The sequence below is a fragment of the Gilliamella sp. B14448G11 genome, assembly GCF_016101765.1.
Taxonomy (GTDB): domain Bacteria; phylum Pseudomonadota; class Gammaproteobacteria; order Enterobacterales; family Orbaceae; genus Gilliamella; species Gilliamella apicola_N.
Window position 1 is genome coordinate 79,148 of the sequence record NZ_JACFPX010000008.1, and the last position, 25,412, is coordinate 104,559.

The following is a 25,412-nucleotide window of genomic DNA, read 5'->3' on the forward strand; positions in this document are numbered from 1 at the left end:
CTTAACTCTTTTGGTTGTTTCTAATTTGACTAAAAAATGCTATTAGTGTTTTAACTTGCTCACTTGTATTGCTAAGTACACTAAATAAGCGCCTGAATTGATCGCTATCAGCATAATCCTTGGTATACCAATTTACATGCTTTCTGGCAATCCTCAATCCTTTATATTCTCCGTAAAGCCGATAAAGTTCATCAAGGTGCGATAAAACCACTTGCTCTACTTCATCAATACTTTTACTTTTTTTTAACTGTCCATGTGATAGATAGAATGCAATTTCTTCAAATATCCAAGGCCGACCCTGTGCCGCTCGGCCGATCATTATAGCATCAGCTTGCGTATATTGAAAAACTTCTTTTGCTTGTTCAGGTGTACGAATATCACCATTAGCAATAACCGGAATCGTAACCTTTTCCTTTACTGCCTTTATTGACTCATATTCCGCTACACCATTGAATAAGCAAGCACGGGTACGTCCATGAATAGTAATAGCCTTTATGCCACAATCTTGAGCTATTTGTGCTATCTCTATGCAATTTCTATTATCTTTATTCCATCCAGTCCGCGTTTTCAATGTTACCGGTACATCAACTGCACCGACAACTCTTTGCAAAATTTTTTTTATTAGTTCTGGATACTGCATTAATGCAGAGCCAGCTAACTTTTTATTAACTTTTTTAGCTGGACAACCCATATTGATATCAATCAATTGAGCGCCATGTTTGACATTAAATTCCGCAGCTTTTGCCATCTCATCAGGATCAGACCCAACAATTTGCACAGCCCGAATACCAACATCATCATTTGAGATCATTCTCAATGCAGATTTATCAGTATGCCAAACATCTGAATTTGCTAAAAACATTTCTGAGACTGTCATTCCTGCACCATATCGATAACATAATTTACGAAATGGTTTATCGCTGATTCCAGCCATTGGTGCAGCAATTAAATTATTTTTTAATTTAATTTCACCAATTTTTAGCAAATTAAGGGCGGCTATATTACGCATTTTTTCTCAAACTTAAAAGGGGGTAATGTTAATTTTTTACTTTTTTTTACCAGTGATACGGCACCATTCGTCTTGTTCAACGACAGGATCTAAATCAAAATGTGTTTGATAAGCACTACAAACACTTGATGATTGGGTAGCCAAAATACCAGATAAGCCCAGTTCACCGTGGGATTTCACAAGTTTATTTATTTGTGGCTCAAGCTCTTTTAAAGGACCAGCTAGGATATTTGCAACAACTACATCTGCTTGTAAATTATCAGGAATATCTTTAGCTAAATAAAGTTCTAACTTGTCATCGACACCATTACGTTGTGCATTGTCATTACTAGCTTGAATTGCTTGAGGATCGATATCAATACCAATAACGCGTTTTGCGCCTAATTTTAATGCTGCAATAGCCAATATGCCAGAACCACAACCATAATCAATAACTAATTTATTTTTCAGATCTAAGCTTTCGAGCCAAGTTAAGCATAAGGCAGTAGTCGGATGCGTGCCAGTACCGAATGCTAAACCTGGATCTAACATGACATTAACCGCATTGGGATCAGGAACATCACGCCAACTTGGGCAAATCCAAAGTCGCTGACCAAACTGCATAGGATGAAAATTATCCATCCATTCTCGTTCCCAATCTTTGTCTTCCAATTGTTCAATTTTATAAGAATATTGCTCAAGATTTAATATTGCTTTTAACTCATCTGTATTGGTTTGAGCATCATAAAGGCCCACAACATCCGTATTGCCCCAAAGCTTCGTTTCGCCAGGTAAGGGCTCAAAAACAGGGTTATCATAGGTATCTTGAAATGTAACTGATACCGCACCAGATTGTTCTAATTGTTCGCTAATTTCTTCTGCAAATTCGCTAGTTGTATTAATTCTGAGTTGAATCCAAGGCATAATTTTTTCCCGAGTTGCCAAACATGTTGGCAATTATAAAAACAAATAATCCAATAATCAGTGAAGGAACAATTGGATGGAAAGAGTAAATTTTAATATTATAAGCAGCTAATAGGGTATAGCTAATAGCCCCAGCAAACATTGAGCATAATGCTCCCGTTGCATTGGCATTTTTCCAATATAGACCTAATACCAATGGCCATAAAAATACAGCTTCAAGTCCACCAAAAGCAAGTAAATTTAACCAGATAATCATATCAGGAGGATTCCAAGCTGCTAAAATAAGCAAACCACCAAAAATAATGGTAATGATGATCGACGCGCGGGTTAATATCTTATCACTATAATTGGTATCGGGTTTTATACTTAAAAACAGATCTTTTATTAATACAGATGAAACCTGTAATAATTGAGCATTAATTGTAGACATAATTGCAGCCAATGGTGCAGCTAAAAAGATACCAGCAGCTAATGGCGGCATAACATTAATAATGAGTGTTGGAACGATTTGATCTGGTATCGTTAAATCATCAATAATAGCTCGTCCAAGTGCGCCAGATAGGTGCATAGTTAACATAATAATGGTAACGACAATCGTACCAATAATGATGCCTTGATGCACGGCTTTACTATCTTTATATGCCATACAACGCACAGCAGTATGTGGTAACCCAACCACCCCAAAACAGACTAATATCCAAAAAGAAGTCATAAAAGGAAAGTCCATAAAATTATCTGGACCTTGTGGTGTTAAAAGTGCTGGATTAATTTCATTTAAACGATGAATAATCGCTGATATTCCGCCACCTGCATAAATAATAGCAGTTAATAGCAAAATTGCACCAATAATCATTACTAAACCTTGAAAAGCATCGTTTAAAATGCTTGCTCGAAAGCCTCCAAATGCGGTATAGATAACGGTGCCAACGCCAAAAATCAGTAATCCAATGTCATATGGAATGCCAACTGACGATTCCAACAAACGAGCGCCACCAACAAACTGAACTGTCATAGCGCCAACAAAAGCAATCACTAATGCAATACTGGCAAACCAAACGATAATTTTGCTTTTATAGTGAGCATAAAGCATATCACTTAACGTTATCGCATTATATTTACGTGCCAAAATAGCAAATTTTTTACCCAAAATCCCTAAAGAAAGTAACACGGTAGGCACTTGAATCATCGACAACAATACCCAACCCAGTCCATATTTATAAGCCGCACCCGGGCCACCGATAAACGAACTTGCACTAATATAAGTGGCCGCTAAGGTCATAGCGAGTAAAAAACCGCCCATGGTTCGATTACCAATAAAATAATCGGTAAATTGATTAACTTTTTTACGTTTTGCATAAGCATAAATTGATAATGCAAACACAAAAATAAGATAAATAACCAGAGGTAAAATAATATCTAAATGCATTTTTTAATCACTTAGTTTGCTCTAATGAGATGTTTTTGAATTGAAATTTTACAATGATCCAACACAGTAAAATAAAACCTAATGGGACCATTATGCAAGATAGCTCAAACCACAAAGGAAACCCTAAAAAGCCAATGTTATCCCCGACAAAATAAGCACAAATAATCCACCCAATTAGGTAGATAATGGTCAACAACAGTGATAGTTTAGCTTCTTTATTTGCTTGCTGGTAACGTGGATCCATAATGATTCATAGATGAATTGAAAGTGGCTTAGAGTAAAAGAAAGTGTTTAACTTAGCAAGCATGTTGCAATTTATGCAATATAATATTGTAAATATATCAATTTTCGCAACAATAAAACTACTATATCATGTTTCATGATTCGAAAATAAACAATTGAACTCATGGAGAGAATGATGTCAAATTATTTTAATACCCTAAATTTACGTGAAAAATTAGAACAATTAGGTCAATGCCGTTTTATGGCTCGTGATGAATTTGCTTCAGAAGCGAATTTTTTAAAAGGTAAAAAAATTGTGATTGTAGGTTGTGGTGCGCAAGGTCTTAATCAAGGTCTTAATATGCGTGATTCAGGATTGGATATCTCTTACGCACTCCGTAAAGAGGCTATTGCTGAAAAACGTGCATCATGGAAAAAAGCAACTGAAAATGGTTTTAAAGTTGGTACATATGAAGAGCTTATCCCTACTGCGGATCTTGTCATTAACTTAACCCCAGACAAACAACACTCAGCGGTTGTTAAAGCTGTACAACCACTAATGAAACAAGGTGCGGCATTGGGTTATTCTCATGGGTTTAACATTGTTGAAGTGGGCGAAAAGATCCGTTCTGATATTACTGTTGTGATGGTCGCACCAAAATGTCCGGGTACCGAAGTGCGTGAAGAATATAAACGTGGTTTTGGTGTTCCGACACTGATTGCTGTTCACCCAGAAAATGATCCAAAAGGTGAAGGTCTAGCAATTGCTAAAGCATGGGCAGCTGCAACGGGCGGACATCGTGCGGGTGTTTTACAATCATCATTTGTTGCCGAAGTTAAATCCGATCTAATGGGCGAACAAACTATTCTTTGCGGTATGTTACAAACAGGTTCACTACTTTGTTTTGATAAACTTGTTGCTGATGGTGTAGATCCTGCATATGCCTGTAAATTATTACAATTTGGTTGGGAAACTATCACCGAAGCATTAAAACAAGGTGGTATAACTTTAATGATGGATCGTTTATCAAACCCAGCTAAATTACGCGCTAATGCTTTAGCGAAAGAATTAAAAGTGATCATGACTGATCTTTATCGTAAACATATGGATGACATCATTTCAGGTGAATTTTCTTCAACGATGATGAAAGACTGGGCAAATGATGATGCTAACTTATTAAAATGGCGTAAAGAAACAGGTGAAACAGCATTTGAAAAAGCTGCAGAATATCAAGGCAAAATTGACGAACAAGCATACTTTGATCAAGGTGTGGTGATGGTAGCGATGGTTAAAGCGGGTGTTGAACTTGCCTTTGAAACCATGCTTGAATCAGGAATCTTACCTGAATCAGCTTACTATGAATCATTACACGAATTACCACTTATTGCTAACACTATTGCTCGTAAACGTTTATATGAAATGAATGTGGTGATTTCTGACACGGCTGAATATGGTAATTATCTATTTGCTAATGCAGCTGTACCACTATTAAGAGAAAAATTTATGCCAATGTTACAAGCAGGTGATCTTGGCAAAGCAATTCCTGAAGGTAGTGTTGATAATGCGCAATTACGTGATGTAAATGAAGAAATCCGTAATCATCCAATTGAAAAAATAGGTCGCAAATTACGTAGCTATATGACAGATATGAAACGTATTAATGTAGCCAGTTAAGTACTGATACAGTTTAATTCTGATTAAAACACAAGGTGCCAAATGGCACCTTTTTATATTTTAATTTTGTAAAAAAGTTTCAGGTCATGCCTACGTTTCAGTAAAAAAATCAGATTGAAACAATCGATATTTCGCTTTCATAGAATTGTAATAAACGATCTAGGATTAACTGATCGAAAAATTATATCGCAAATTATGTAGCTACATGACAGATATGAAACATCTTAATGTAGCCAGTTAAACACTGAAATCGTTTAATTCTGATTAAAACCAAAGGTGCCAAATGGCACCTTTTTTATATTTTAATTTTGTTAAAAAGTTTCAGGTCATGCCTACATTTCAGTAAAAAATCAGATTGAAAAAATCAATATTTCGCTTTCATAGAATTGTAAGAAACGCTCTAGGATTAACTGATCGAAAAAGTAGGTCGCAAATTACGTAGCTATATGACAGATATGAAACGTATTAATGTAGCCAGTTAAGTACTGATACAGTTTAATTCTGGTTAAAACATAAGGTGCCAAATGGCACCTTTTTTATATTTTAATTTTGTAAAAAAGTTTCAGGTCATGCCTACGTTTCAGTAAAAAAATTAAGTTGAAAAAATCGTTATTTTGCTTTTATAGAATTTTAAGAAACGATCTAGAATTAACTGATCGAAAAATTAGGTCGCAAATTACGTAGCTATATGACAGATATGAAACGTATTAATGTAGCCAGTTAAGCACTGAAATCGTTTAATTTTGATTAAAACACAAGGTGCCAAATGGCACCTTTTTTATATTTTAATTTTGTAAAAAAGTTTCAGGTCATGCCTATGTTTCAGTAAAAAATAATCAGATTGAAAAAATAGATATTTTACCTTTATAGAATTGTAATAAACGATCTAGGATTAACTGATCGAAAAATTAGGTCGCAAATTACGTAGTTACATGACAGATATGAAACGTATTAATATAGCCAGTTAAGCACTGAGACAATTTAATTCTGGTTAAAACACAAGGTGCCAAATGGCAGCTTTTTATATTTTAATTTTGTGAAAAAGTTTCAGGTCATGCCTACGTGTAAGTAAAAAAAACGCATTGAATTCAATAAGATCTAAAAATAATGACAAGATCATATTTAGATCATTTTAATTGATCAAATATGATCATAAAGTTTTTAAAAATTAGGTAATTAAAATTTTTTTATTTTAATTTCTTATTTATTTCTTATTTAAATTATGTTATCTTTCAGCATTTGCTTATATTGAGGGGTAATATATCAATGAAGATGGCTTTTCGACCAACTGATGGTTGGCGTTGGTATTTTGATCGTGAATACGATAGTTTAATGCTGGAAGTTTCATCTGATATGTTGTTCCGATCTTGTTATCCAAGTAAAATGCTAATTCCTGATGTTTTTAGTGAATTTGCTTTTTCTGTTAGTGATGCTGCATCTTATTATCAGTTTCACAATAGTTGTCATTCATTAAATTTGACAGAATCACAAAAGATTCAATTATCAATTAACGCCATTGTCGCAGCTAATTTTTTAAAACCGCAAATGCCAAAAAGTTGGTATTTTTCTCAACAGCCCATTGAATATATACCAAAAGTGGCTGATATCGTTAAAGTTCATATGCAAGAAGATGGATTTGAAGTTTGTATGATGGTTGTTGAAGTTGGTGTACATGCATCATTGTGTATTATTGCTCAACCAACTTTTTTCTCTATGAATAAAACTTTCTATTTTTCAGAGGCGATTAAGGTAATGAATGATAGACTGGCTTTAGCACAACAATTTACCCAATCAGATAATTCAATGGTTTTAGATGATAAAGAATTAGAATTAAAGGCAATTTCCTAATTTTCAAACTTAATTCAAAGTGAGTAGTTATTCTCTACTCATCCCTATTTAATCCACTATTCTTTTAATTCAATACAGTAATTCAGATTTTAATTAATATTGAATATCATATCCTATACTTTTAATCGTAATTTGGTTAATGATTAGCGTTGCCCTAAAAAGGTCATTTTTGCAGTGATGATTCACTTTTTGTTTTGGCGTTTATCTGTTAGCCAATATATTTTATTATTAATGTGAAAGTCATATAAATTCATTAAAGATGATCTTAATCCTGCTTTTTAGATTCTTTTAGCAGCTCATCTCGTGCATCAATAAGAAAAGGTTTATCATAAATAGAAAAATTTTTTAAACATGCCAGTGTCACCTTATCTTTATAGGATAATTTTAATACTTATATTTATTATCCTTTTGTATTTAATAATTAATTATTTGATTTTTATATGATTATTTTAATAGTTTTATGGTGATATCACTCATAGGAATACAACTACACGCTAAAATAGTGTTATTGCGCTTAATTCCAGATTGCGTTAATGGTTTTACTTGCCCTTTCTTTAATAACACAGAGCAACGACCGCATACACCGGCTCGACAAGAATAGGGAAGTGAAATATGATGCTGTTCAAGTTGTTCTAACAGTGTTTGTTGATTATTACCTTCAAATTTTGTATTTTCAAAAGAGATACTGCAAGATTGATAGTTGTTTGTTTCTACTTTAGGAAAGTTTTTAACATAACTATTGGCAGGTTGTCGTTCAAGTATCTCAATTTTATCTCCAACCGATACCGTTCCATGATTTCGAGCAATCATATTCATGCCAAAATTGATATTTCCCTCCAAATCAGATCTAAAATAACCCAATGTTTTTAAAGGTTCATTATTAGGTAATGGTTCGGTTGTGTTGACATTGAACGTTGTTAACACACAACGAGTACAAGGTTTTACGATATCAAAGATGACTTCACCAATTTTAATTGTTTTCCAACCATCTTCGGCAAAAGGTAATGCACCATCAACAATAATGTTACCTCGGAATTGTTGAATATCGAGCTTAACAGGGCACTGTTGCTGCAAATAAGTAAATGAAGCCTGATTTAATAACAAATAGGGGTAACCGTCAGCAAAACTCACGGGTATTTGTGGATAGCGTTTGGTTCGTCTTGTTAGATTATGGCCAACCCAGCGTAACTGCACATCCTTTTGAAGAAAGTGACTAAAAAATTGATTAACTCTAATTGGTGCAATTTGCGCAGTGAAATGGTTACCCCAAACTTCGGTTGGTTCATTATTTTCAGAAAACTCATCCAAATTAAAACAAATTTTTTCTAACAAAGGCAATGAAACAGAAACATCATTACCTATTACTGAGGCTCGAAGCTTTAACAATTGGGGAAATTGTCTGGCGGTTATGAATGTTCCATCAGGTTCACTAATCATCATGATTCGATCGTGTTCAAAACCTCCATCAACAGTATTGGCTGTTTGAAGTGATATACCTGAAAGCGATTTAATTGGATATATATATAACTGATTGACAGAAATCATAATTTTAATAATAAATAATATAAATTATTCTAATTGTAACCTTTATAAGTCATAATTAGTAGCTAACAACTTTTTATAGTTTACATTTTATTGATTATTGGATGAGGAACATTTAATCATCTCTGTAAAAAAACCATATCTACATTAATCATTATTTCCTCAAGTTTTAACCTTAAATCGATATTATTTAAAAGTGTTTATTTAAAAGAAAGGAAAAGATTTTTAAGTTCTTCCTTTTTTATAATTATATCTATTTAATCTCAATATTAACTTAATTTAGAATAACTGATCTCTAAAATATAAAAAAAGGTTTTGCCATTTGGTGTATTGACCGATATCTCATCATCAACTTTATGGCCAATTAACGCACGTGCAACAGGGCTATTGATTGATATCCAATTCTTTTTAGGATCAAATTCATCAGCGCCGACAATACGATAAATATGCGATTCGCCCGCTTCGTCTTCTAACTTGACCCAAGCACCAAAAAACACTTTGCCTTCCTGTCTTGGATCTGGATCAACAATGGTTAATATCTCTAACCTTTTTGTTAAAAATCGAACACGCCTATCGATTTCTCTCAATCGGCGTTTTCCATAAATATATTCTGCATTTTCACTGCGATCACCCAGTGCTGCGGCATCTGATACGGCTTGAGTAACACGAGGTCTTTCTTCCCTCCATAAATATTTCAATTCACGATCAAGTGCCAAATAGCCTTCTCTTGTTATATAATTAGCTTTTTGCATGATTAAATTAAATTCCGTTAATCGATAAGATATACTGAGATACCATGATAAATAATCAAATTAGCCATATTATAGCTGGTGAACTTACTGTAAAACCAGAACAAGTTTCAGCTGCCATACAGTTATTAGATGAAGGCAGTACCGTTCCTTTCATTGCCCGTTATCGTAAAGAGGTAACCGGTGGGCTTGATGATACCCAGTTACGTACATTAGACAACCGTTTGAGTTATTTACGCGAACTTGAAGATCGCAAACAGACCATTTTAAAGTCAATTGACGAACAAGGAAAATTGACGCCAGAACTTAGTCAAAGTATTAAACAAACCTTAAGTAAAACTGAACTTGAAGATCTCTATTTGCCTTATAAACCAAAACGACGCACTCGTGGTCAAATTGCGATCGAAGCTGGATTAGAACCATTAGCTGATAACTTATGGCAAAATCCAATGTTAAACCCTGAGAATGAAGCTGAACAATATCTTAATGTGGATAAAGGCATTGCTGATACTAAATCCGCATTAGACGGTGCTCGTTATATTTTAATGGAACGATTTGCAGAAGATGCGACATTATTGGCTAAAGTGCGTCATTATCTTTGGAATAATGCGCATTTGGTTTCGCAAGTTGTTACTGGTAAAGAAGAAGAGGGGGCAAAATTTCGTGATTATTTTGCACAAAGTGAACTTATTTCCAAAGTACCCTCTCACCGTGCATTAGCGATGTTTCGAGGACGCAATGAAGGTTTTTTACAACTATCTTTAAATGCTGATCCTCAATTTGAAGAAACACCAAAAGAGAGTTATTGCGAGCAGATCATTACTGAACATCTTGGGGTTCGATTTAATGATCAGCCAGCTGATAAATGGCGTAAAGCCGTGATCAATTGGACATGGCGTATTAAAATTTTAATGCACATGGAAACCGAACTTATGACTACTTTGCGCGAACGCGCAGAAGAAGAAGCAATTAATGTATTTGCGGCAAATTTGCACGATATGTTAATGGCTGCACCTGCGGGTATGAAAGTCACTATGGGGATGGATCCCGGTTTGCGAACAGGTGTAAAAATTGCCGTTGTGGATGCGACCGGTAAACTTGTTGCAACTGAAACGATTTACCCGCATACAGGACAAGCTGATAAAGCAGCAATGGTGGTGGCTGCACTTTGCATCAAATATCAAGTGGAATTAGTAGCCATTGGTAATGGTACGGCATCTCGTGAAACTGAACGCTTCTACCTTGATGTTCAGAAAAAGTATCCAGAAGTAAAAGGGCAAAAAGTCATTGTCAGCGAAGCCGGTGCATCGGTTTATTCCGCATCTGAACTTGCTGCTCAAGAGTTTCCTGATCTAGATGTATCAATTCGTGGTGCGGTATCCATTGCTCGCCGTTTACAAGATCCATTAGCTGAACTGGTAAAAATCGATCCAAAATCAATTGGTGTGGGACAATATCAACACGATGTGAGTCAAACTCAATTAGCTAAAAAGCTTGATGCTGTTGTCGAGGATGGTGTAAACGCCGTTGGCGTTAATTTGAATACTGCATCAGTGATGTTACTTGCGCGCATTGCTGGACTGAATAAAGTGATCGCCCAAAATATTGTTGATTGGCGTAATGAGAACGGCCAATTTATCGATCGCAAACAGTTATTAAAAGTTAGCCGTTTAGGTCCTAAAGCGTTTGAACAGTGTGCTGGTTTTTTACGTATTATGGATGGTAAAAATCCACTTGATGCCTCAGCGGTTCACCCTGAAGCCTACCCAGTAGTTAAGCGAATTTTGGATAAAAATCACAAAACATTAAAAGAGATTTTAGGTGATTCAAGCTATTTGAAATCACTTAAAGCTATCGATTATGTCGATGATCACTTTGGTGTTCCAACCGTGACAGACATTATCAAAGAATTGGATAAACCGGGTCGAGATCCAAGACCTGAATTTAAAACGGCACAATTTGCTGATAATATCGAAACGATGGAAGATTTGAAAATTGGCATGATTATGGAAGGTGCGGTTACCAATGTAACTAACTTTGGCGCTTTTGTCGATATTGGAGTACATCAAGATGGGTTAGTCCATATATCGGCATTGTCGGATAAATTTGTTGATGATCCTAGAACAGTTGTAAAAGCCGGTGATATTGTCAAAGTTAAAGTTGTCGAAGTTGATATTGCGCGTAAACGTATTGCTTTATCAATGCGACTTGATGATCCTGCTACACCAAAACAGGAAGGACATAAATCAATTAATAGTAAACCTGCTAACCATTCTAAAAATAATAATAGATCGACATTAAGCAATAGCGCTATGGGTAACGCCTTTGCCGCTGCCTTTAAAAAAGGGAAGTAATTAACGATTTCCCATCATTAATATCATATATTTATGATGGGAACTTTATTTATATCGGCCTGTCTTGTTCAAAATAAGAGCTTAAAATCAGATTAGAATGATTCTTTTAAAATGACGTAAAATCAGTTATTAATAATTAAGGTAATTTTTTATTGAATGAATCTATTGCTGAAATATTTGCTTTTATAAAATTAAATGATTAAAATTAGCTCTAACAATTTTAGTTTTATTTTTTCTTATTTTCTCTTCTTAGTATTTTTTTGGTTCTAATATTTTTTTATTAATTGTTTTAATAAACATTTAGTGATGAACTTTGTTAGAAACTAAAGTAAAAAGATATTTAATTCCAAAAATTTCATAACGTATTTTTTTAAAGTTTTATTTAGTTTTATTCAGTAGGATTCTCTTGTAATGGAAATCTTAGGATAAAAAATTAAATTTAAATAAATAGTCAAAAATTACAATTAGTTAAAGTAATCAGTTCTATATAATAAATTTTTATATTTTGTCACATTCTCGATTTTAAAATATTAGGTATCAATGATACATATAAAGGAGCATGTTCTCCTTTTTGTCATATACCTTTTGTAAGCATGTTTGTTCGCTAACTTGATTCTATTGACGATAATCTAATTCGGATAGGTGGAGTAGTTTATGAAAAGCGGAGTAGCAATGAATAAAAATCTTGGTTTTTATAAAAAATTTAGTTTAGCTCACTTAATGCTAAATATTTTAATGTTTGCTGTCTTACTCAGTTATGGGCATGCCTGTTTTGCCTATTTGACAGTTACTACTGTCAATTACATACAGGGTACTCCACCATCAATACTTGATACAGCGGATACTAAAATTTTAAATGGTATTCAAGTGAAGTTAAATTTGAAAAATATTGACCCCATAGTTATAGCCCCCGATTCGAATAAAAAACTTTCGCTTGCTTTTAATACCTCACCAAGTAATTATTCATTTGATGTTGATCTATCGCAATTAACCAATGCAGATATTAGTGATCGTGATGGAGATTATTTAGAATCATCAAATAGTTTCATTATTCAAAGTATCACTTCTGAGTGGAAAGATCAGAATAATAATGTTATCGCTTCGAATTCAACCAACCCATTAGGGGATAATTTATGTACAGGTAGTTCTTATAAAGGTGATTCGTCGGTTACTGTAACTGTTCAATTTTATGCTAGAACTCAATACGGAATACCAACCGATTCCGAATCAAGACAAGTGTCTAAAACATTTCCAGTTACTACCAACGATGGTGTATGTTACATCCAGCCTGGTGTATTAGGACTTATTATGAGAAATGGTTGGCCAGAAGGAGGTCAAAATGCTCCTTGGGGAGCTGACTGGATAAATCGAACTGATCCTTATGATACAAATCAATTTGTTCCCCATAAAGGATTTAACGCGACTGCAACTGATAACAACGGAAGATACTTTCCTACAACGGCATTTCCATCAGCTCGATTTAGAGTTGTACCTTTAAAATCGATATCACAATATACTTATAAACTTCTTAAAAATCCAAATTCATCACTAAAAAATGTACCACGCAGTTCGGTTCCAGACTCAAAAAGTGAATTTATTTTTACTAATAACGCTCCTAATAGTGGTGATGATTTTGTGATTCAAGTCACCAACACTCAAACAAATGCAACATTCTTCTATCAATTCTCGATCCTTCATTGGTTTTATGTACATACTGGTAATCTTAGTTTCGTCTCTCTCTCTGATGCGCAAAATTTATGCCAAAACAGTGGTGACCGCTTACCAACCCGAGCCGAACTGAGCAATTCACCGCTTTCTTATGATAATAATAATAATGATAATTGGTATTTGGCAGGAAATGGTTTTAAGCGAATTATTGGCAATAGCTTAATGGGAGAATGGGGTAAAATCTTCTATTATGCACCAATCAATGGTGACTTGCGCGATATGATGGCAGGCCTCACCGATTACCAAAGATTATTTAATTATGATTTTTATTTCACCAAAGATATGTCCCCTAGGGTTGATTCTAATGGATTTGTCCATGCTTACAGTGTTGGAGTAGCTGAGGGTAATGTCATTGTAGAACCAGACAGTGCCTATACTATGTGTATTAAATATTAGGAATTAATTAAAATGATGACTTGCTGGAAAGAACAATAAATATTGTAATCTTTCAGCAAGTTTACCATGTCAATACAAAAAACTGAGCACATTCTGTATCGGGATAGAAATAAGTTTAACCTTTTGTTGGCAAAATATGACTAAAGTGACGATTACTAATAAGCCAATTATCATATAAACAAACGCGTATTTAAATACAGTTTCATTGGTTTGATAGGTAGGTGTGAAAATGACTTAATTGATCATTGACCTACATGTTTTTTTACCCCAACCAAACGTTGTTTTGTGTTGCCAACATGCAGGGCATAACAACAATACCTTGTAGACAATCTATTTTATTTTTGACTTTAGCATCAACCTAGATAACATCATAAAAACGGGTAGTATTATTTTCAGCATGTTCTTAAATGAAAAAAACAACTAACATAAATGCTGAAATTTTAGTAAAAGTAAATCATATGAATATATTGGAAAGAAAACAATAATATTAAAAGTAGGTTAATTTCATGAAAAATGATAATAATCATCAATTAATTAAGCAATGTTCATAAAAAATATAAAATTTAGTCATGCTTAAATTATAGTAAGATTCAAGCGTCATAAATAAACACTTGGTAACATAATATCTTTCAGACCATAGTGTTTTAATTGATCTGCAAAAGTTTCCACTTGCTGTTTAGTGGCAGATTTCCAAGTTTTGGCAATACCATGAACACCATGATTATGAAAAGCATTAATTCTAACTTTGATATTGGGACTGATTTCTGTTAAAAATTGCGCAAGATGCTTGGCATTATTTTGAAGATCGGTATGTTCTGGTATAACTAAGAATCGAACTTCATATAATTTTTTAATTTTCGCAAGGTAGATTATCGTGTTTTTTACACGAAGATTATCTCGACCTGTTAATTTTTTATGTACTTGATTATTCCAAGCTTTAAGGTCAATCATTGCCCCGTCCATCGTATCGGCTACTTTTTGCCAGCCTGTTTGTGCTAAATACCCATTACTATCGATAAAACAAGTTAGATGTTTTAGATCATTCGTTTGTTTTATGGTTTTAAATAATTCTTCGATAAATGGTAACTGCATGGTTGCTTCGCCACCACTAACCGTTATCCCATTTAAAAAGGGGAGATATTTACGTATCATATTTAAAATATCTTCAAGGCTATATTTATAGGTCATAGGGGTAGAATGATAACCACAAGTATTAATACAAGTATCACATTGCTGGCAAGCCGAAGTTTGCCAGATGACCTTATGATTAATAAAAGATAATGCTTGATGTGGGCAGGTGTTTACACAGTCACCACACTCCCTACATAATGATATGGTATAAGGATTGTGGCAATTTAAGCATTTAAAATTACAACCTTGTAAAAATATGACTAATCGGTTACCCGGTCCGTCAACACAAGAAAATGGTAACAGTTTATTAACGATTGCCCATGACTTGTTCATGACTGATGACTCGCGGAGTACGGCATAGATAGCTATTATTTACGGTATCTTCGGCTGCTTCACTACCTAAGAATGTCGTGTTAATACGAGAGCCTTCTTGTTTATATTTGGCAATATCTGAAAGTCTAACCATATAACCTGTTACACGCACCAAATCATTACCACTGATGTTGGCGGTAAATTCTCTGAAACCAAATTGAAACGCAGCTTTACATATTTGCAGTAGGGCAGATGGATTACTTTTAATGGTCTCATCAATCGTTAAAATATCGCTGATACCCGATGTATAGTAATGATGATGTTTAAACAGTGCCATAATATGCGTAACGGGATCAGGTTCATGACCATACGGAATGCGTAATCCTGGTGTTGCTCCTCTATCAGTGCTAATACCTGATTGAGCATGCAACATAGCTTTGCCTCGCCATGCGTATTTGATTTCATGACTATCGACAAACCCCGCAAGTTGTTGTGAAATCGTTGAGGCAAGGTCGTTGGCATCTTCATCCTTACCATAACGTCCAGCAAGGTTAGATTTTTCTTGCAAAATATTGACTGCTTCAGCCATTGCATAGATACCAAACATTGGAGCGAATCGATCAGCATCTATAATGCCTTCTTTCACTAAAAAACTATGAGTGAAAAAGTTAGATTTTTCGAAAAGAAATGCGGATCTAGCTTTAATCAAATTGAGTTGTAGCTGACAATAGTGAGGTAGAGTATTTTGTAGAAAATCGTCAATATTTTTACTACGCAATGCAACCTCTTTTAAATTAATTCGAGATAAAGTACTGCCACCACCTGCAACCGGTAATGAATTGTAGCAACTAACCACACCATAACCTTTATCATCAAAATCTTTTTTGATCATCTCATTATTAGCGATGTGTGGCTTAGCTGTTTCACAGATATTTTCTATTGCAACTGATAGCAATGATTCTGGAGTAATTTTCTCATCATAGATAAACGTTAAGTTAGGGGCGACCTGTTTAAGTTCTCTGTCGACGCGTAAAATAATACGGCAGATAACATTGTCAGTCGGACCAATATTCGCATGCATAAATGCATCAGGTAAATTGCGATCGAGCATTATCCAAAAATGTCTTAAACGTTGATAAAGATCCTCTTCACTAAGATTACCAACATAAGGCAATAAGATTTGATCTAGACAGCCTAAATAAACAGGCATACTTGTTACCGATGGAATATGGTGATAAGCAATAGTAAGCATATTTAATGCATCATCAAATGTTTTTGCTGGTTCAAGTTCTAAATACTCAGATCCTTGTTTAAGAAATTTTGCATAATCAGGTAATACATAACGAGGTTTGTAAGGTGCATGACCTTCGTACATGTCACAAATCACACGCTCATCTAAAGCTTGCTTAGTATCACTATCCAAATCAACATAAGGTAAATTATTTTCTGCTGCTAAGGCGAGTAAATTGGATTTTTGTTTTGGTGACAAATTAGGATCGGTCACAATTTTATAACAGTTTTGTTGAAATTCGGTCATGTTCATAAATACCTCTATATTACCTATATGCTGAGAGCAAAAATTAAATCTTTATGACTAATTACTTAGTTATAAGCACTGAAAATCAATATCATCAGTGCTGTTTATTTCCTAAAAATCGTGTTTAAAACCGTAAAATTATTTTTCTAAAATAAAATTCGATGGTTCAAAATCTGTCGCCTTGATTGGTGAATGCGCTTCAAAATACTGTTTTACTGCTTCGGCATCTCGATAACCCGTATCAACATAAGTTGGTAAAGTATTGGTAATTGGGTAGCCATCACCGCCCGCAGCTAAAAAGTCAAGGGTCGTAATGCGATAAGATTTTTGCAAATCAATAGGTTCATTCTTAATTTTAACGTCACTAATCGTATCGCCAGTTCTCGTTAACGTGATATTTTTTAAATGAGTATAACCGCCTGAACCCTGTTTTTTACTTAATGCAACTTTAAGATATTCCATTAACTCACGGCCGGTTAAATCAAAATAGACTACAGTATTACCAAAAGGCTCAACTTTTAAAATATCGCGATAAGTGATATGACCTTCAATAAGTGAATCACGAATCATACCACCAGCCATAATACCAATATCAGCATTCGTTTTTTCAATGAACGCACTGAGTAGCAGCTGTCCCATATTACTTTGTTGATATCTCACTACGCTACGATCACCTTCTAAACGGCCAATTAATTCACCCGTTTTAGTGAGTAATTGTTGTTTGCCTTGCTCCTGATAAGGTCTTAGGGTTTCTAACAAATTCTGGTGTGGTTGTATCTCTTTCGTGTAATATTCAAGACGCTTAGTGCCATTACCATTATCCACTTCTTTTTTCAGATTGATTGGAATTAATTGATAATTTTGCAACGTAATTTTGCCATTTAAAAAGACAAAATCAGCACGACCAACGTATTTGCCCCATTCATGGGCTTGAACAATCCAAGTGCCATTTTGTTGATCTGGCGCACAAGGTGTACCCGGTACATACTCGGTAATACGTTTGTTTGGGCTAGCCATACAAACTGGGTTTTGTGAGTGTCCTCCCACAATCATATCTAATTCACCGTTTGGCAACCCTCGAGCTAATTCAACATCGCCAGGTGCCATTGAACCGTGTTCACCATTTTCATAATGTCCCATATGAGTAACAGCAATGATCATATCAGGGTGTTCGGTTTTTTTGATTTGAGTAATGATTTTTTGTGCTTCAGGTAAGGTTTTACGAAATTCAATACCGTCGGTATTTTTAGGTGAAGCCAAAAAGATCGTATCATCAGTAGTCAATCCAAATACCGCTACTTTGATACCATTTAAGTTAAACATTTTATAGGCATCAAAAACCCGATTATCACTGTTTTTGAAGTAAGTATTAGCTGATAAAAATGGGAACTTAGCCCATTTTTGTTGTTCACGAATGATCCTTAATGGATGGTCAAATTCATGATTGCCCACCGCCATAGCATCGTAACCCACTTCGTTCATACCAATAAAATCGGGTTTCGCTTGCAGTACATCAGATTCAGGGACACCAGTGTTAATATCACCACCCGATAATAACAATAATTTACCACCTTTTGCTGCAACTTCTTTACGGATCTCATCAACAACCGTCTTTTGGGCTGCAAGTCCATATTCACCGATATCATTTTGCCAAAAACGGCCATGGTGATCGTTGGTATGTAAAATTGTAAATCGGTAAGATTTATCTTTTTGCCAAGTTGGCTCGGTTGATTGTTTCTTAGTTACATCAGCTAAAGCATTAACCGAAAAGAACCCCAAAACGGCAATAAGCGTTAGTTTTTTATATAATTGTGGATGATGCATGGTGCCTCCTAAATCCTTAGGTGTAATAGTTATTCCGTAATCACTTTATAAATTAATTGCGGTTCTATCGCATTATCACTAATGGTAATATTGTCGTAGAGTTTTTGTTTAATCGCATCAATTTTATCAGTATTAGCATGAATAGTTAGTAATGCCTCACCTTCGGCGACTTTATCACCTACTTTTTTGTGTAACATAATTCCAACAGATGGATCGATAACATCTTCTTTGGTTGCACGACCTGCGCCAAGTTGCATTGCTGCAATACCAATTTGGTCAGCAATAATTCTTGAAACATAACCTGATTTAAGTGCTGGTAAGGCAATTTGGTAAGGAGCGCTTGCTAATTTTTCTGGATTATCAACAACTGAACTATCTCCACCTTGAGCTTCAATTAATGTTTTGAATTTTTCAACAGCTTTGCCATTTTTGATGACTTCTTGTAGTTTTTCACGAGCTTCATCCAGTGTTTTGGCTTTATTGGCTAATACGACCATTTGACTGCCAAGTGTTAACACCAATTCAGTTAAGTCAGCCGGACCATGACCTTTTAAAGTGTCAATGGCTTCTTTAACTTCAAGGGCATTACCAATTGCAAAACCAAGTGGTTGTGACATGTCTGAAATAATCGCCATGGTTCTACGACCAATTTGATTACCAATATTCACCATTTCATGAGCTAATTTTTCTGAATCAGCCATGTTTTTCATTAAGGCTCCGTCTCCAGTTTTAACGTCTAAGACAATCGCATCTGCACCTGCAGCTAATTTTTTACTCATAATTGAGCTTGCAATCAATGGGATAGAATTAACGGTAGCCGTTACATCTCGTAGTGAATACAATTTTTTATCGGCTGGTGTTAAGTTGCCTGATTGTCCAATTACCGCAACGCCTTTTTCATTTACCTGATTAATAAAGTCTTGTTTGCCTAATTCAATTTTAAATCCAGGGATCGATTCGAATTTGTCATTTGTGCCACCAGTATGGCCAAGACCACGTCCAGACATTTTTGCAACAGGAACATCTAATGCGGCAACTAATGGTGCAAGTACTAAAGTTGTTGTATCACCTACGCCACCGGTTGAATGTTTATCAACTTTAATACCATTGATTGAGGATAGATCAACCGTATCACCTGAATACATCATAGCACTGGTTAAATCTGCACACTCTTTTGATGTCATACCTTGATAGTAAATCGCCATTAATAACGCACTCACTTGATAATCAGGAATGGTGCCATTGGTGTAGTTAGTAATAAAAAATTGAATTTCTTCTGTGGTTAATGCATTACCATCACGTTTTTTTTCAATAATATCTACAAATCTCATTATATCTCTCACTTAAAACAATTAATCAAATTACTCTATCTATTTGATTATATAAAATTTACATAAACGTCTGTACCGATTATGTTTGAAAATATAGTCAAAAATTTTTAACTACAGTAATGTGCTTTTTTTATCTATTTTTATCCATTTTACTTGCAATTGATTTTAACTAATCAAGATCATTCGGCGAAAATGACCAAGGTAATAATTCACCTACGGTTGTTTCTTGGATTTTCCCTTGAAGATTGGTTAAAATTACGGGCATATCTTTAGCACAAAATTCGCTGATAACTTGCCTACAAGCACCACAAGGTGAAATAGGGCCATCGGTATCACCAATTACCACTAATTTCTTAAACTTGCGTTTGCCTTCTGACACTGCCTTAAAAATGGCTGTGCGTTCAGCGCAGTTGGCTAATCCGTAAGAAGCATTTTCGACATTACAGCCTAAAATTGCTTCATCGTCTTCAGTAATGAGCACGGCGCCAACTTGGAATTTAGAATAAGGCACATAGGCTCTTGTGCGAGCAGTTTTAGCAAGTTCGATTAACTTTTCAATTTTCATATCGATAATCCTTCAGGTCTTAATAGTACTATTTTTGATTTTTGGCTTTTGCGTTAACCGATGATTGTAAATCAAGTCGATAAACACCGAAGCCTAATTCATCTTTTTCAATAAAATTAATTGGATAAAGCGAATGTTTCTCTATATAAGCTTTTGCTTCATCCGTTGGTGAAGATTCAAAGCGAATATCCAGTTTTTTATCGCTAACAATTGGTGCAATTCGCCAATTATTATCTACCGTGACATTAACCATACCAGCTTTTTTTGTGGTATTAGTAATATAAGCAGACAAAATGACCCTTAAATCATCCGGTGAGTTGAATTTAACATTATTTTCACCTGTACCAGGGAACGTACCGGTGTAGGCACGATAATTATTGGTCGCAATTAAAAATACTTGATTAGGATCAATAGGCTGTTGTTGATAAGTTAGATTTTTTATTCTTTCCGATGTTGGATTGATTAACTTGCAGTTGCCATCATAACGTGGCGGTGCAGTGACATCAATTTGATAACTTACGCCATCAATTGTATCGAAATTATAAGTTCTAAACTTATCCCAATTAATTAGATATTGTGGTTGAGTCGAATTAACATCGATTTGATTATATATACCGGCTGCACATTCTAGCCATTGTTTAACATCTTTACCGGTAATTTTAACTGCACTTAAAATATTTGGATAAAGGTAGATATCGGCAGCATTTCTAAATGATAAGTCACCTTTTTTAACATCAACATATGCGCTTGGATCGTTCTTTCTTCCACCCACTTTAAATGGTGCAATCGCTGATAAAATTGGTAATCCATCCAAATCAGGATCGCCTTGAATAAACTGTTTTACATAGTCAATTTGTGCATCACTAATAATTTGTAGTGCGGATGTATCTTCAACGAGCGCTAGATAGCTGTTGATATCGCTAGAAACTTTACCAATCGGTTTACCTACAAATTCACGGGTACCTTGATGATCTTGCTTTAAAATTTCGACAATCTGTTGATCGGCTTGTACTAATGATTTTTTATTTTTTAAATCGTAAATAGGTCGAGCTTCTGATTTCCCTGATGTCACTTTCCAAGTAGAGTTATCACCCTCAAGTACTAAATCAACTACACCTAAGTGACTACCCCATTGACCAGGCATAACGGCAGGGACATGATTGATGTTACCTGTTTTGATATCGGTATTAGGTAAGGATTTATAATCATCACTCGGGAAAACGCCATGTGAATGACCAAACATAATGGCATTAATACCCTCAACTTGACTTAAATAATAGACGGAATTTTCCGCTAACGCTTTATATGGTTCAGCAGATACTCCAGAGTGTGGAATGGCAATAATAACATTAGCACCTTGTTTTTTCATTTCAGGGACTAATTTTTTTGCAGTTTCAGTGATATCTTTTACTACTACTTTTCCATTTAAATTAAGCTTGTCCCATTGCATAATTTGTGGCGGCACAAATCCGATATAGCCAATTTTAATGATTTGTTGATTACCTTCCCTATCAACAACAGGGGTATCAATAATAATATATTGTTGAAAGTAGGGTTTGCCAGTTTTGGCATCATAAACGTTGGCATTAACATAAGGGAATTTAGCCCCTGAAAGACTTTTTTGTAAATAATCTAAACCAAAATTAAATTCGTGATTACCAATATTGCCAACAACATAATTAAGTGTGTTCATCGCTTTATAAACAGGATGAATATCACCATCTTTTAAACCTTTGTTCAAGGCATAATCAGCCATAGGGCTACCTTGAATCAAATCTCCATTGTCAACAAGTACGCTGTTTTTTACTTCGCTTCTTGTTTGATGAATTAGATTTGCCGTTTTGACTAATCCAAAAGTATCAACAGGCTGATCTTTGAAGTAATCAAAGTTCATCATGTTGCCATGTAAGTCAGTGGTTTCAATTATTCTTAAATCAACGGTTGCGGCTTGAAGGGAGCCAGAAATGAATAGGGTTAAAAGGGATAAAGTTAATTTGTTTTTTTTCATATAAATCTCCTATTTTTCTGACTTTGTTATCCACTAACTTGTTATTGGTAGTGACTTTTGGTATTTAATAAATCGTTTTATAATTGCAGGATGATATCTTGCATCATTGACTGCTTTTTGTAGTGTTTGTTTGTCATCTAAGGTAAACAATGACAAAACATAATTTGTTAATTGTTCTTTTACTGAATCTTCAACAAAGGCGGCATCAATACCACATAATGTAATATCCAATAATTCTAATCTTGAAAAACCAAAAATGGATGAGGCAAGGTGGTACTCTTTTTCAATATCTGTACCAAAAATTCCAGCATCATCGGTATTTAATGTGATGCGTACACCATAATCATAAAGCTGACGTACGGGGTGATTTCGAATATCCCCATGAAGTTCATTAACGAGTATCCGATTACTGGTCAATGCGATTTCTAAAGTAACTTTTTTATTAATCAACTCCTGAATTAGGTTATGATTCTCAATAGCACGGATACCATGACCAATTCTTTGTGCGCCGTGTTTAAGCGCTTGAATAATACTTTCAGCAGACTCAATTTCACCAGCATGATAGGATTTTTTTAGTTTAAGCTGAGTTGCTAACTCATGTGCATCTTTAAAATCATCAAAATGACCAAAACGTTCGTTTCCAGCAATATTAAATCCAGTGATAAATTGGTGAGGATTTTCTTTAATAAAACGCAACGTATCATAAACAATTTTAGCGCCTAGATGCCTAACACCGATTACATGATACCTTACTGTAATATTATAAACTTTTTGTACATCAATAATGGCGTTATCCATTTGGTTGAGTGTTTGTTGGAATCTTTCTTTGTTCCAAATAATTTCGCCATCAATTTCGGTAGTACAGATATGAAAAGGGGATAAGAAAAGCTCGCAATAGATTAATCCTTGCTTGGCGTTTCTAATGAGAAAATCATAAGTAATTAGATAATAATCTTCGGGTGTTTTTACAAAATTGGAAACAGTGTCATAAGTTTGAATGAATTGAACAAAGTCAGTTTCATCATAGCAATAACGACCATTTTTATACTCGTTTGCATCGTATTGACCCGCTTTATAACATAATGATTCAGGGAAAACGATATTATTTTTATTGGCTAACTGTTGAGCCATAAAAGGCGTAATACTACCTTCAATATGCTCATGTAAAATGACTTTTGGTACGGTATGTGTATTCATTTAATATTTAATCTAGTTTATTTTGCCAATTGAGTACAAATAATAATGATATGAAAAACACTTATTGGAAAGCTTAGTATAGTAACCTTAGCTTTGCTCATCATAATCTTTGCTATTTTACCTTGAACAGACATCTTATTACCATACATTTTGTGTGACTTAATTAGTTTTTATGCAGTAATATGCAATAAAAGCCATTTTAACTCATTAAATATTTTTGAAGAAGGCAACAACCAAGGTTGTTGCCAGTATTTTGATTATGGAAAGTTTTATTTAAAACACCATAAATGATTAATTATTATTGGCTGTAGTTGTTTTATTTAAGTCATCGTTTTTAAAAATAATCATAAACACGATAGCCAACAATAAAGAGTAACCAGCAAAAATTAGCCAAACTGTACGCCAATCAGTAAGACCATCCGTTGTGTAATAATCAACAACAAAGCCACTGATTGTCGAACCTAAATATGCCCCGATACCATTAGTCATGATCATAAATAGACCTTGCGCACTATTACGGATGCTTGGTGAGACTGATTTTTCAACATACATTGAGCCAGAAATGTTATAAAAATCAAATGCACACCCATAAACTATCATTGATAAAAGCAGTAATATAAAGCCAGTTGGAGATGGATCACCATAAGCAAATAAACCAAAACGAGCTACCCAAGCAAGCATACTGATTAACATGACATATTTGATGCCAAGTCGTTTCATAAAAAATGGAACAAACAGAATAAACACCACTTCAGACATTTGCGAAATAGACAATAACACCGAAGGATATTTTACTACTAAGCTTTCGGTATATTCTGGAATGCTTTTAAACGAAAGTAAGAATGGATTACCAAAAGTATTAGTTATTTGTAAAATACCGCCAAGGAATACGGCAAAGATAAAAAAGATCGCAATTCTTGGGTCTTTAAATAATACGAATGCATCTAAACCTAAAGAGCTTGCTAAAGACTTTCTATTTGAGTTGTCTTTAGTAATGTTAATTAATGGTAGTGTTAATGAATATAAGCTAAGTAAAACTGAACCAGCCGCCGCAATATAAAGTTGCATATTACTTAATCCATATTCTAAGAAACTCACTAACCACATGGCTGCAATAAAGCCGATAGTTCCAAAAATTCTTATTTTCGGAAATTGCGAAATAACATCAAGATTTTGTGCTTCTAAACAAGAATAGGAAATTGAGTTAGAAATTGCGATGGTTGGCATAAACGCAAGGCAATGAATCAAAATTATCACTACCATCAAAAAAGGTGATGTGATTGATGCTGCAATAAATAACGTGATGGCACCAATTAAATGACAAAGCATAAATAAACGATTAGCTGGAATCCATCTATCTGCGACAACTCCAAGTAAGCCAGGCATAAATAAAGAAGCTATCCCCATTGTGCCATAAACTGAACCTACGGTTACACCATTAAAATGTAATGTCTCCATCATGTAAGAACCTAAGGTGATCAGCCAACTCCCCCAGATGAAAAACTGTAAGAAAAATATAATTTTAAGTTTAAACTTAATATTCATTTTGATTCCTTATTAAATGACATATTTGATAATCTTCCGCCTAACAATTACTAATGAATAAATTTATATAAACAAGCACTATTATCAATTTTATAGTGCTCAAGCTATCA

17 protein-coding genes and 1 pseudogene are annotated in these 25,412 nt (G+C 34.5%); 4 read left to right on the top strand and 14 right to left on the bottom strand.

All coding sequences use genetic code 11. The features are described from left to right. Position 1 precedes the first annotated feature (1 nt). From dusB to H3S88_RS07380, 4 genes are read right to left on the bottom strand one after another with little or no spacing between them, the layout of a single operon-like run. The gene (gene dusB, locus H3S88_RS07365) at positions 2-1,009 is read right to left on the bottom strand and encodes a tRNA dihydrouridine synthase DusB (RefSeq protein ID WP_198228518.1); all 1,008 of its coding nucleotides are present in this window, start codon (positions 1,007-1,009) and stop codon (positions 2-4) included. A gap of 36 nt (positions 1,010-1,045) precedes the next feature. Beyond that, entirely contained in the window at positions 1,046-1,912 is an 867-nt protein-coding gene (prmA, locus tag H3S88_RS07370; protein ID WP_198228517.1) for a 50S ribosomal protein L11 methyltransferase, read from the bottom strand. Further along, entirely contained in the window at positions 1,887-3,338 is a 1,452-nt protein-coding gene (gene panF, locus H3S88_RS07375) for a sodium/pantothenate symporter (protein WP_086318564.1), read from the bottom strand. Before panF ends, prmA begins: the two co-directional genes overlap by 26 nt. Before the next feature lie 7 nt (positions 3,339-3,345). Beyond that, on the bottom strand, positions 3,346-3,582 hold the full coding sequence (locus H3S88_RS07380; protein WP_086318565.1) for a YhdT family protein: 237 nt from the start codon (positions 3,580-3,582) through the stop codon (positions 3,346-3,348). 174 nt (positions 3,583-3,756) lie between these two features. Here H3S88_RS07380 and ilvC point away from each other — a divergent pair, with 174 nt between their 5' ends. Beyond that, positions 3,757-5,235 carry a ketol-acid reductoisomerase gene (gene ilvC / locus H3S88_RS07385; protein ID WP_065738831.1) on the top strand — a complete coding sequence of 493 codons (1,479 nt, stop codon included), beginning with the start codon at positions 3,757-3,759 and terminating at the stop codon, positions 5,233-5,235. A 1,266-nt stretch (positions 5,236-6,501) separates the two neighbouring features. After that, positions 6,502-7,083, top strand: coding sequence for a cell division protein ZapC domain-containing protein (locus tag H3S88_RS07390; RefSeq protein ID WP_144092402.1), 582 nt, complete (start codon positions 6,502-6,504; stop codon positions 7,081-7,083). Positions 7,084-7,527: 444 nt separating this feature from the next. On the opposite strand, the gene H3S88_RS07395 is transcribed toward H3S88_RS07390, so the two are convergent. Both H3S88_RS07395 and greB read right to left on the bottom strand, forming a co-directional pair. After that, a complete protein-coding gene (locus H3S88_RS07395) occupies positions 7,528-8,628 on the bottom strand; it encodes a YcbX family protein (RefSeq protein ID WP_198228516.1) in 1,101 nt (366 codons plus the stop codon). A gap of 266 nt (positions 8,629-8,894) precedes the next feature. Further along, positions 8,895-9,377 carry a transcription elongation factor GreB gene (greB, locus tag H3S88_RS07400; RefSeq protein WP_039128773.1) on the bottom strand — a complete coding sequence of 161 codons (483 nt, stop codon included), beginning with the start codon at positions 9,375-9,377 and terminating at the stop codon, positions 8,895-8,897. A gap of 44 nt (positions 9,378-9,421) precedes the next feature. Here greB and H3S88_RS07405 point away from each other — a divergent pair. Beyond that, a pseudogene (locus tag H3S88_RS07405) lies at positions 9,422-11,593 on the top strand (Tex family protein); the annotation flags it as partial. Between the two features lie 789 nt (positions 11,594-12,382). Beyond that, positions 12,383-13,852 (top strand): hypothetical protein, encoded by a 1,470-nt coding sequence (locus H3S88_RS07410; RefSeq protein WP_198228514.1) that lies wholly within the window; start codon positions 12,383-12,385, stop codon positions 13,850-13,852. A gap of 597 nt (positions 13,853-14,449) precedes the next feature. Here H3S88_RS07410 and H3S88_RS07415 read toward each other — a convergent pair. The 8 genes from H3S88_RS07415 to H3S88_RS07450 all read right to left on the bottom strand — a co-directional run bounded on the left by H3S88_RS07415 (position 14,450) and on the right by H3S88_RS07450 (position 25,302). After that, positions 14,450-15,316 (bottom strand): YjjW family glycine radical enzyme activase, encoded by an 867-nt coding sequence (locus H3S88_RS07415; RefSeq protein ID WP_198228513.1) that lies wholly within the window; start codon positions 15,314-15,316, stop codon positions 14,450-14,452. After that, a complete protein-coding gene (locus H3S88_RS07420; RefSeq protein WP_198228511.1) occupies positions 15,291-16,838 on the bottom strand; it encodes a YjjI family glycine radical enzyme in 1,548 nt (515 codons plus the stop codon). Before H3S88_RS07420 ends, H3S88_RS07415 begins: the two co-directional genes overlap by 26 nt. A gap of 132 nt (positions 16,839-16,970) precedes the next feature. Further along, positions 16,971-18,656, bottom strand: coding sequence for a bifunctional UDP-sugar hydrolase/5'-nucleotidase UshA (ushA, locus tag H3S88_RS07425; RefSeq protein ID WP_198228509.1), 1,686 nt, complete (start codon positions 18,654-18,656; stop codon positions 16,971-16,973). A gap of 29 nt (positions 18,657-18,685) precedes the next feature. Then, complete coding sequence (locus tag H3S88_RS07430) at positions 18,686-19,987, bottom strand: pyrimidine-nucleoside phosphorylase (RefSeq protein ID WP_086309208.1); 1,302 nt, start codon at positions 19,985-19,987, stop codon at positions 18,686-18,688. A gap of 169 nt (positions 19,988-20,156) precedes the next feature. Then, positions 20,157-20,552, bottom strand: coding sequence for a cytidine deaminase (locus tag H3S88_RS07435; protein ID WP_086309207.1), 396 nt, complete (start codon positions 20,550-20,552; stop codon positions 20,157-20,159). A gap of 28 nt (positions 20,553-20,580) precedes the next feature. Further along, positions 20,581-22,560, bottom strand: a complete 1,980-nt coding sequence (locus H3S88_RS07440; protein ID WP_198228507.1) for a bifunctional 2',3'-cyclic-nucleotide 2'-phosphodiesterase/3'-nucleotidase — start codon at positions 22,558-22,560, stop codon at positions 20,581-20,583. A 33-nt stretch (positions 22,561-22,593) separates the two neighbouring features. After that, positions 22,594-23,757, bottom strand: a complete 1,164-nt coding sequence (locus tag H3S88_RS07445; RefSeq protein WP_198228505.1) for an adenosine deaminase family protein — start codon at positions 23,755-23,757, stop codon at positions 22,594-22,596. Between the two features lie 291 nt (positions 23,758-24,048). Continuing rightward, the gene (locus H3S88_RS07450; protein WP_086309204.1) at positions 24,049-25,302 is read right to left on the bottom strand and encodes a nucleoside permease; all 1,254 of its coding nucleotides are present in this window, start codon (positions 25,300-25,302) and stop codon (positions 24,049-24,051) included. Positions 25,303-25,412: the final 110 nt, after the last annotated feature.

Coding starts and splice junctions, on each gene's coding strand:
- prmA (WP_198228517.1), bottom strand. CDS start 1,912: ATGCCTTGGATTCAACTCAGAATTAATACAACTAGCGAATTTGCAGAA.
- H3S88_RS07410 (WP_198228514.1), top strand. CDS start 12,383: ATGAAAAGCGGAGTAGCAATGAATAAAAATCTTGGTTTTTATAAAAAA.
- H3S88_RS07445 (WP_198228505.1), bottom strand. CDS start 23,757: ATGAATACACATACCGTACCAAAAGTCATTTTACATGAGCATATTGAA.
- H3S88_RS07440 (WP_198228507.1), bottom strand. CDS start 22,560: ATGAAAAAAAACAAATTAACTTTATCCCTTTTAACCCTATTCATTTCT.
- ilvC (WP_065738831.1), top strand. CDS start 3,757: ATGTCAAATTATTTTAATACCCTAAATTTACGTGAAAAATTAGAACAA.
- H3S88_RS07380 (WP_086318565.1), bottom strand. CDS start 3,582: ATGGATCCACGTTACCAGCAAGCAAATAAAGAAGCTAAACTATCACTG.
- H3S88_RS07390 (WP_144092402.1), top strand. CDS start 6,502: ATGAAGATGGCTTTTCGACCAACTGATGGTTGGCGTTGGTATTTTGAT.
- H3S88_RS07415 (WP_198228513.1), bottom strand. CDS start 15,316: ATGAACAAGTCATGGGCAATCGTTAATAAACTGTTACCATTTTCTTGT.
- ushA (WP_198228509.1), bottom strand. CDS start 18,656: ATGCATCATCCACAATTATATAAAAAACTAACGCTTATTGCCGTTTTG.
- panF (WP_086318564.1), bottom strand. CDS start 3,338: ATGCATTTAGATATTATTTTACCTCTGGTTATTTATCTTATTTTTGTG.
- greB (WP_039128773.1), bottom strand. CDS start 9,377: ATGCAAAAAGCTAATTATATAACAAGAGAAGGCTATTTGGCACTTGAT.
- dusB (WP_198228518.1), bottom strand. CDS start 1,009: ATGCGTAATATAGCCGCCCTTAATTTGCTAAAAATTGGTGAAATTAAA.
- H3S88_RS07420 (WP_198228511.1), bottom strand. CDS start 16,838: ATGAACATGACCGAATTTCAACAAAACTGTTATAAAATTGTGACCGAT.
- H3S88_RS07430 (WP_086309208.1), bottom strand. CDS start 19,987: ATGAGATTTGTAGATATTATTGAAAAAAAACGTGATGGTAATGCATTA.
- H3S88_RS07395 (WP_198228516.1), bottom strand. CDS start 8,628: ATGATTTCTGTCAATCAGTTATATATATATCCAATTAAATCGCTTTCA.
- H3S88_RS07450 (WP_086309204.1), bottom strand. CDS start 25,302: ATGAATATTAAGTTTAAACTTAAAATTATATTTTTCTTACAGTTTTTC.
- H3S88_RS07435 (WP_086309207.1), bottom strand. CDS start 20,552: ATGAAAATTGAAAAGTTAATCGAACTTGCTAAAACTGCTCGCACAAGA.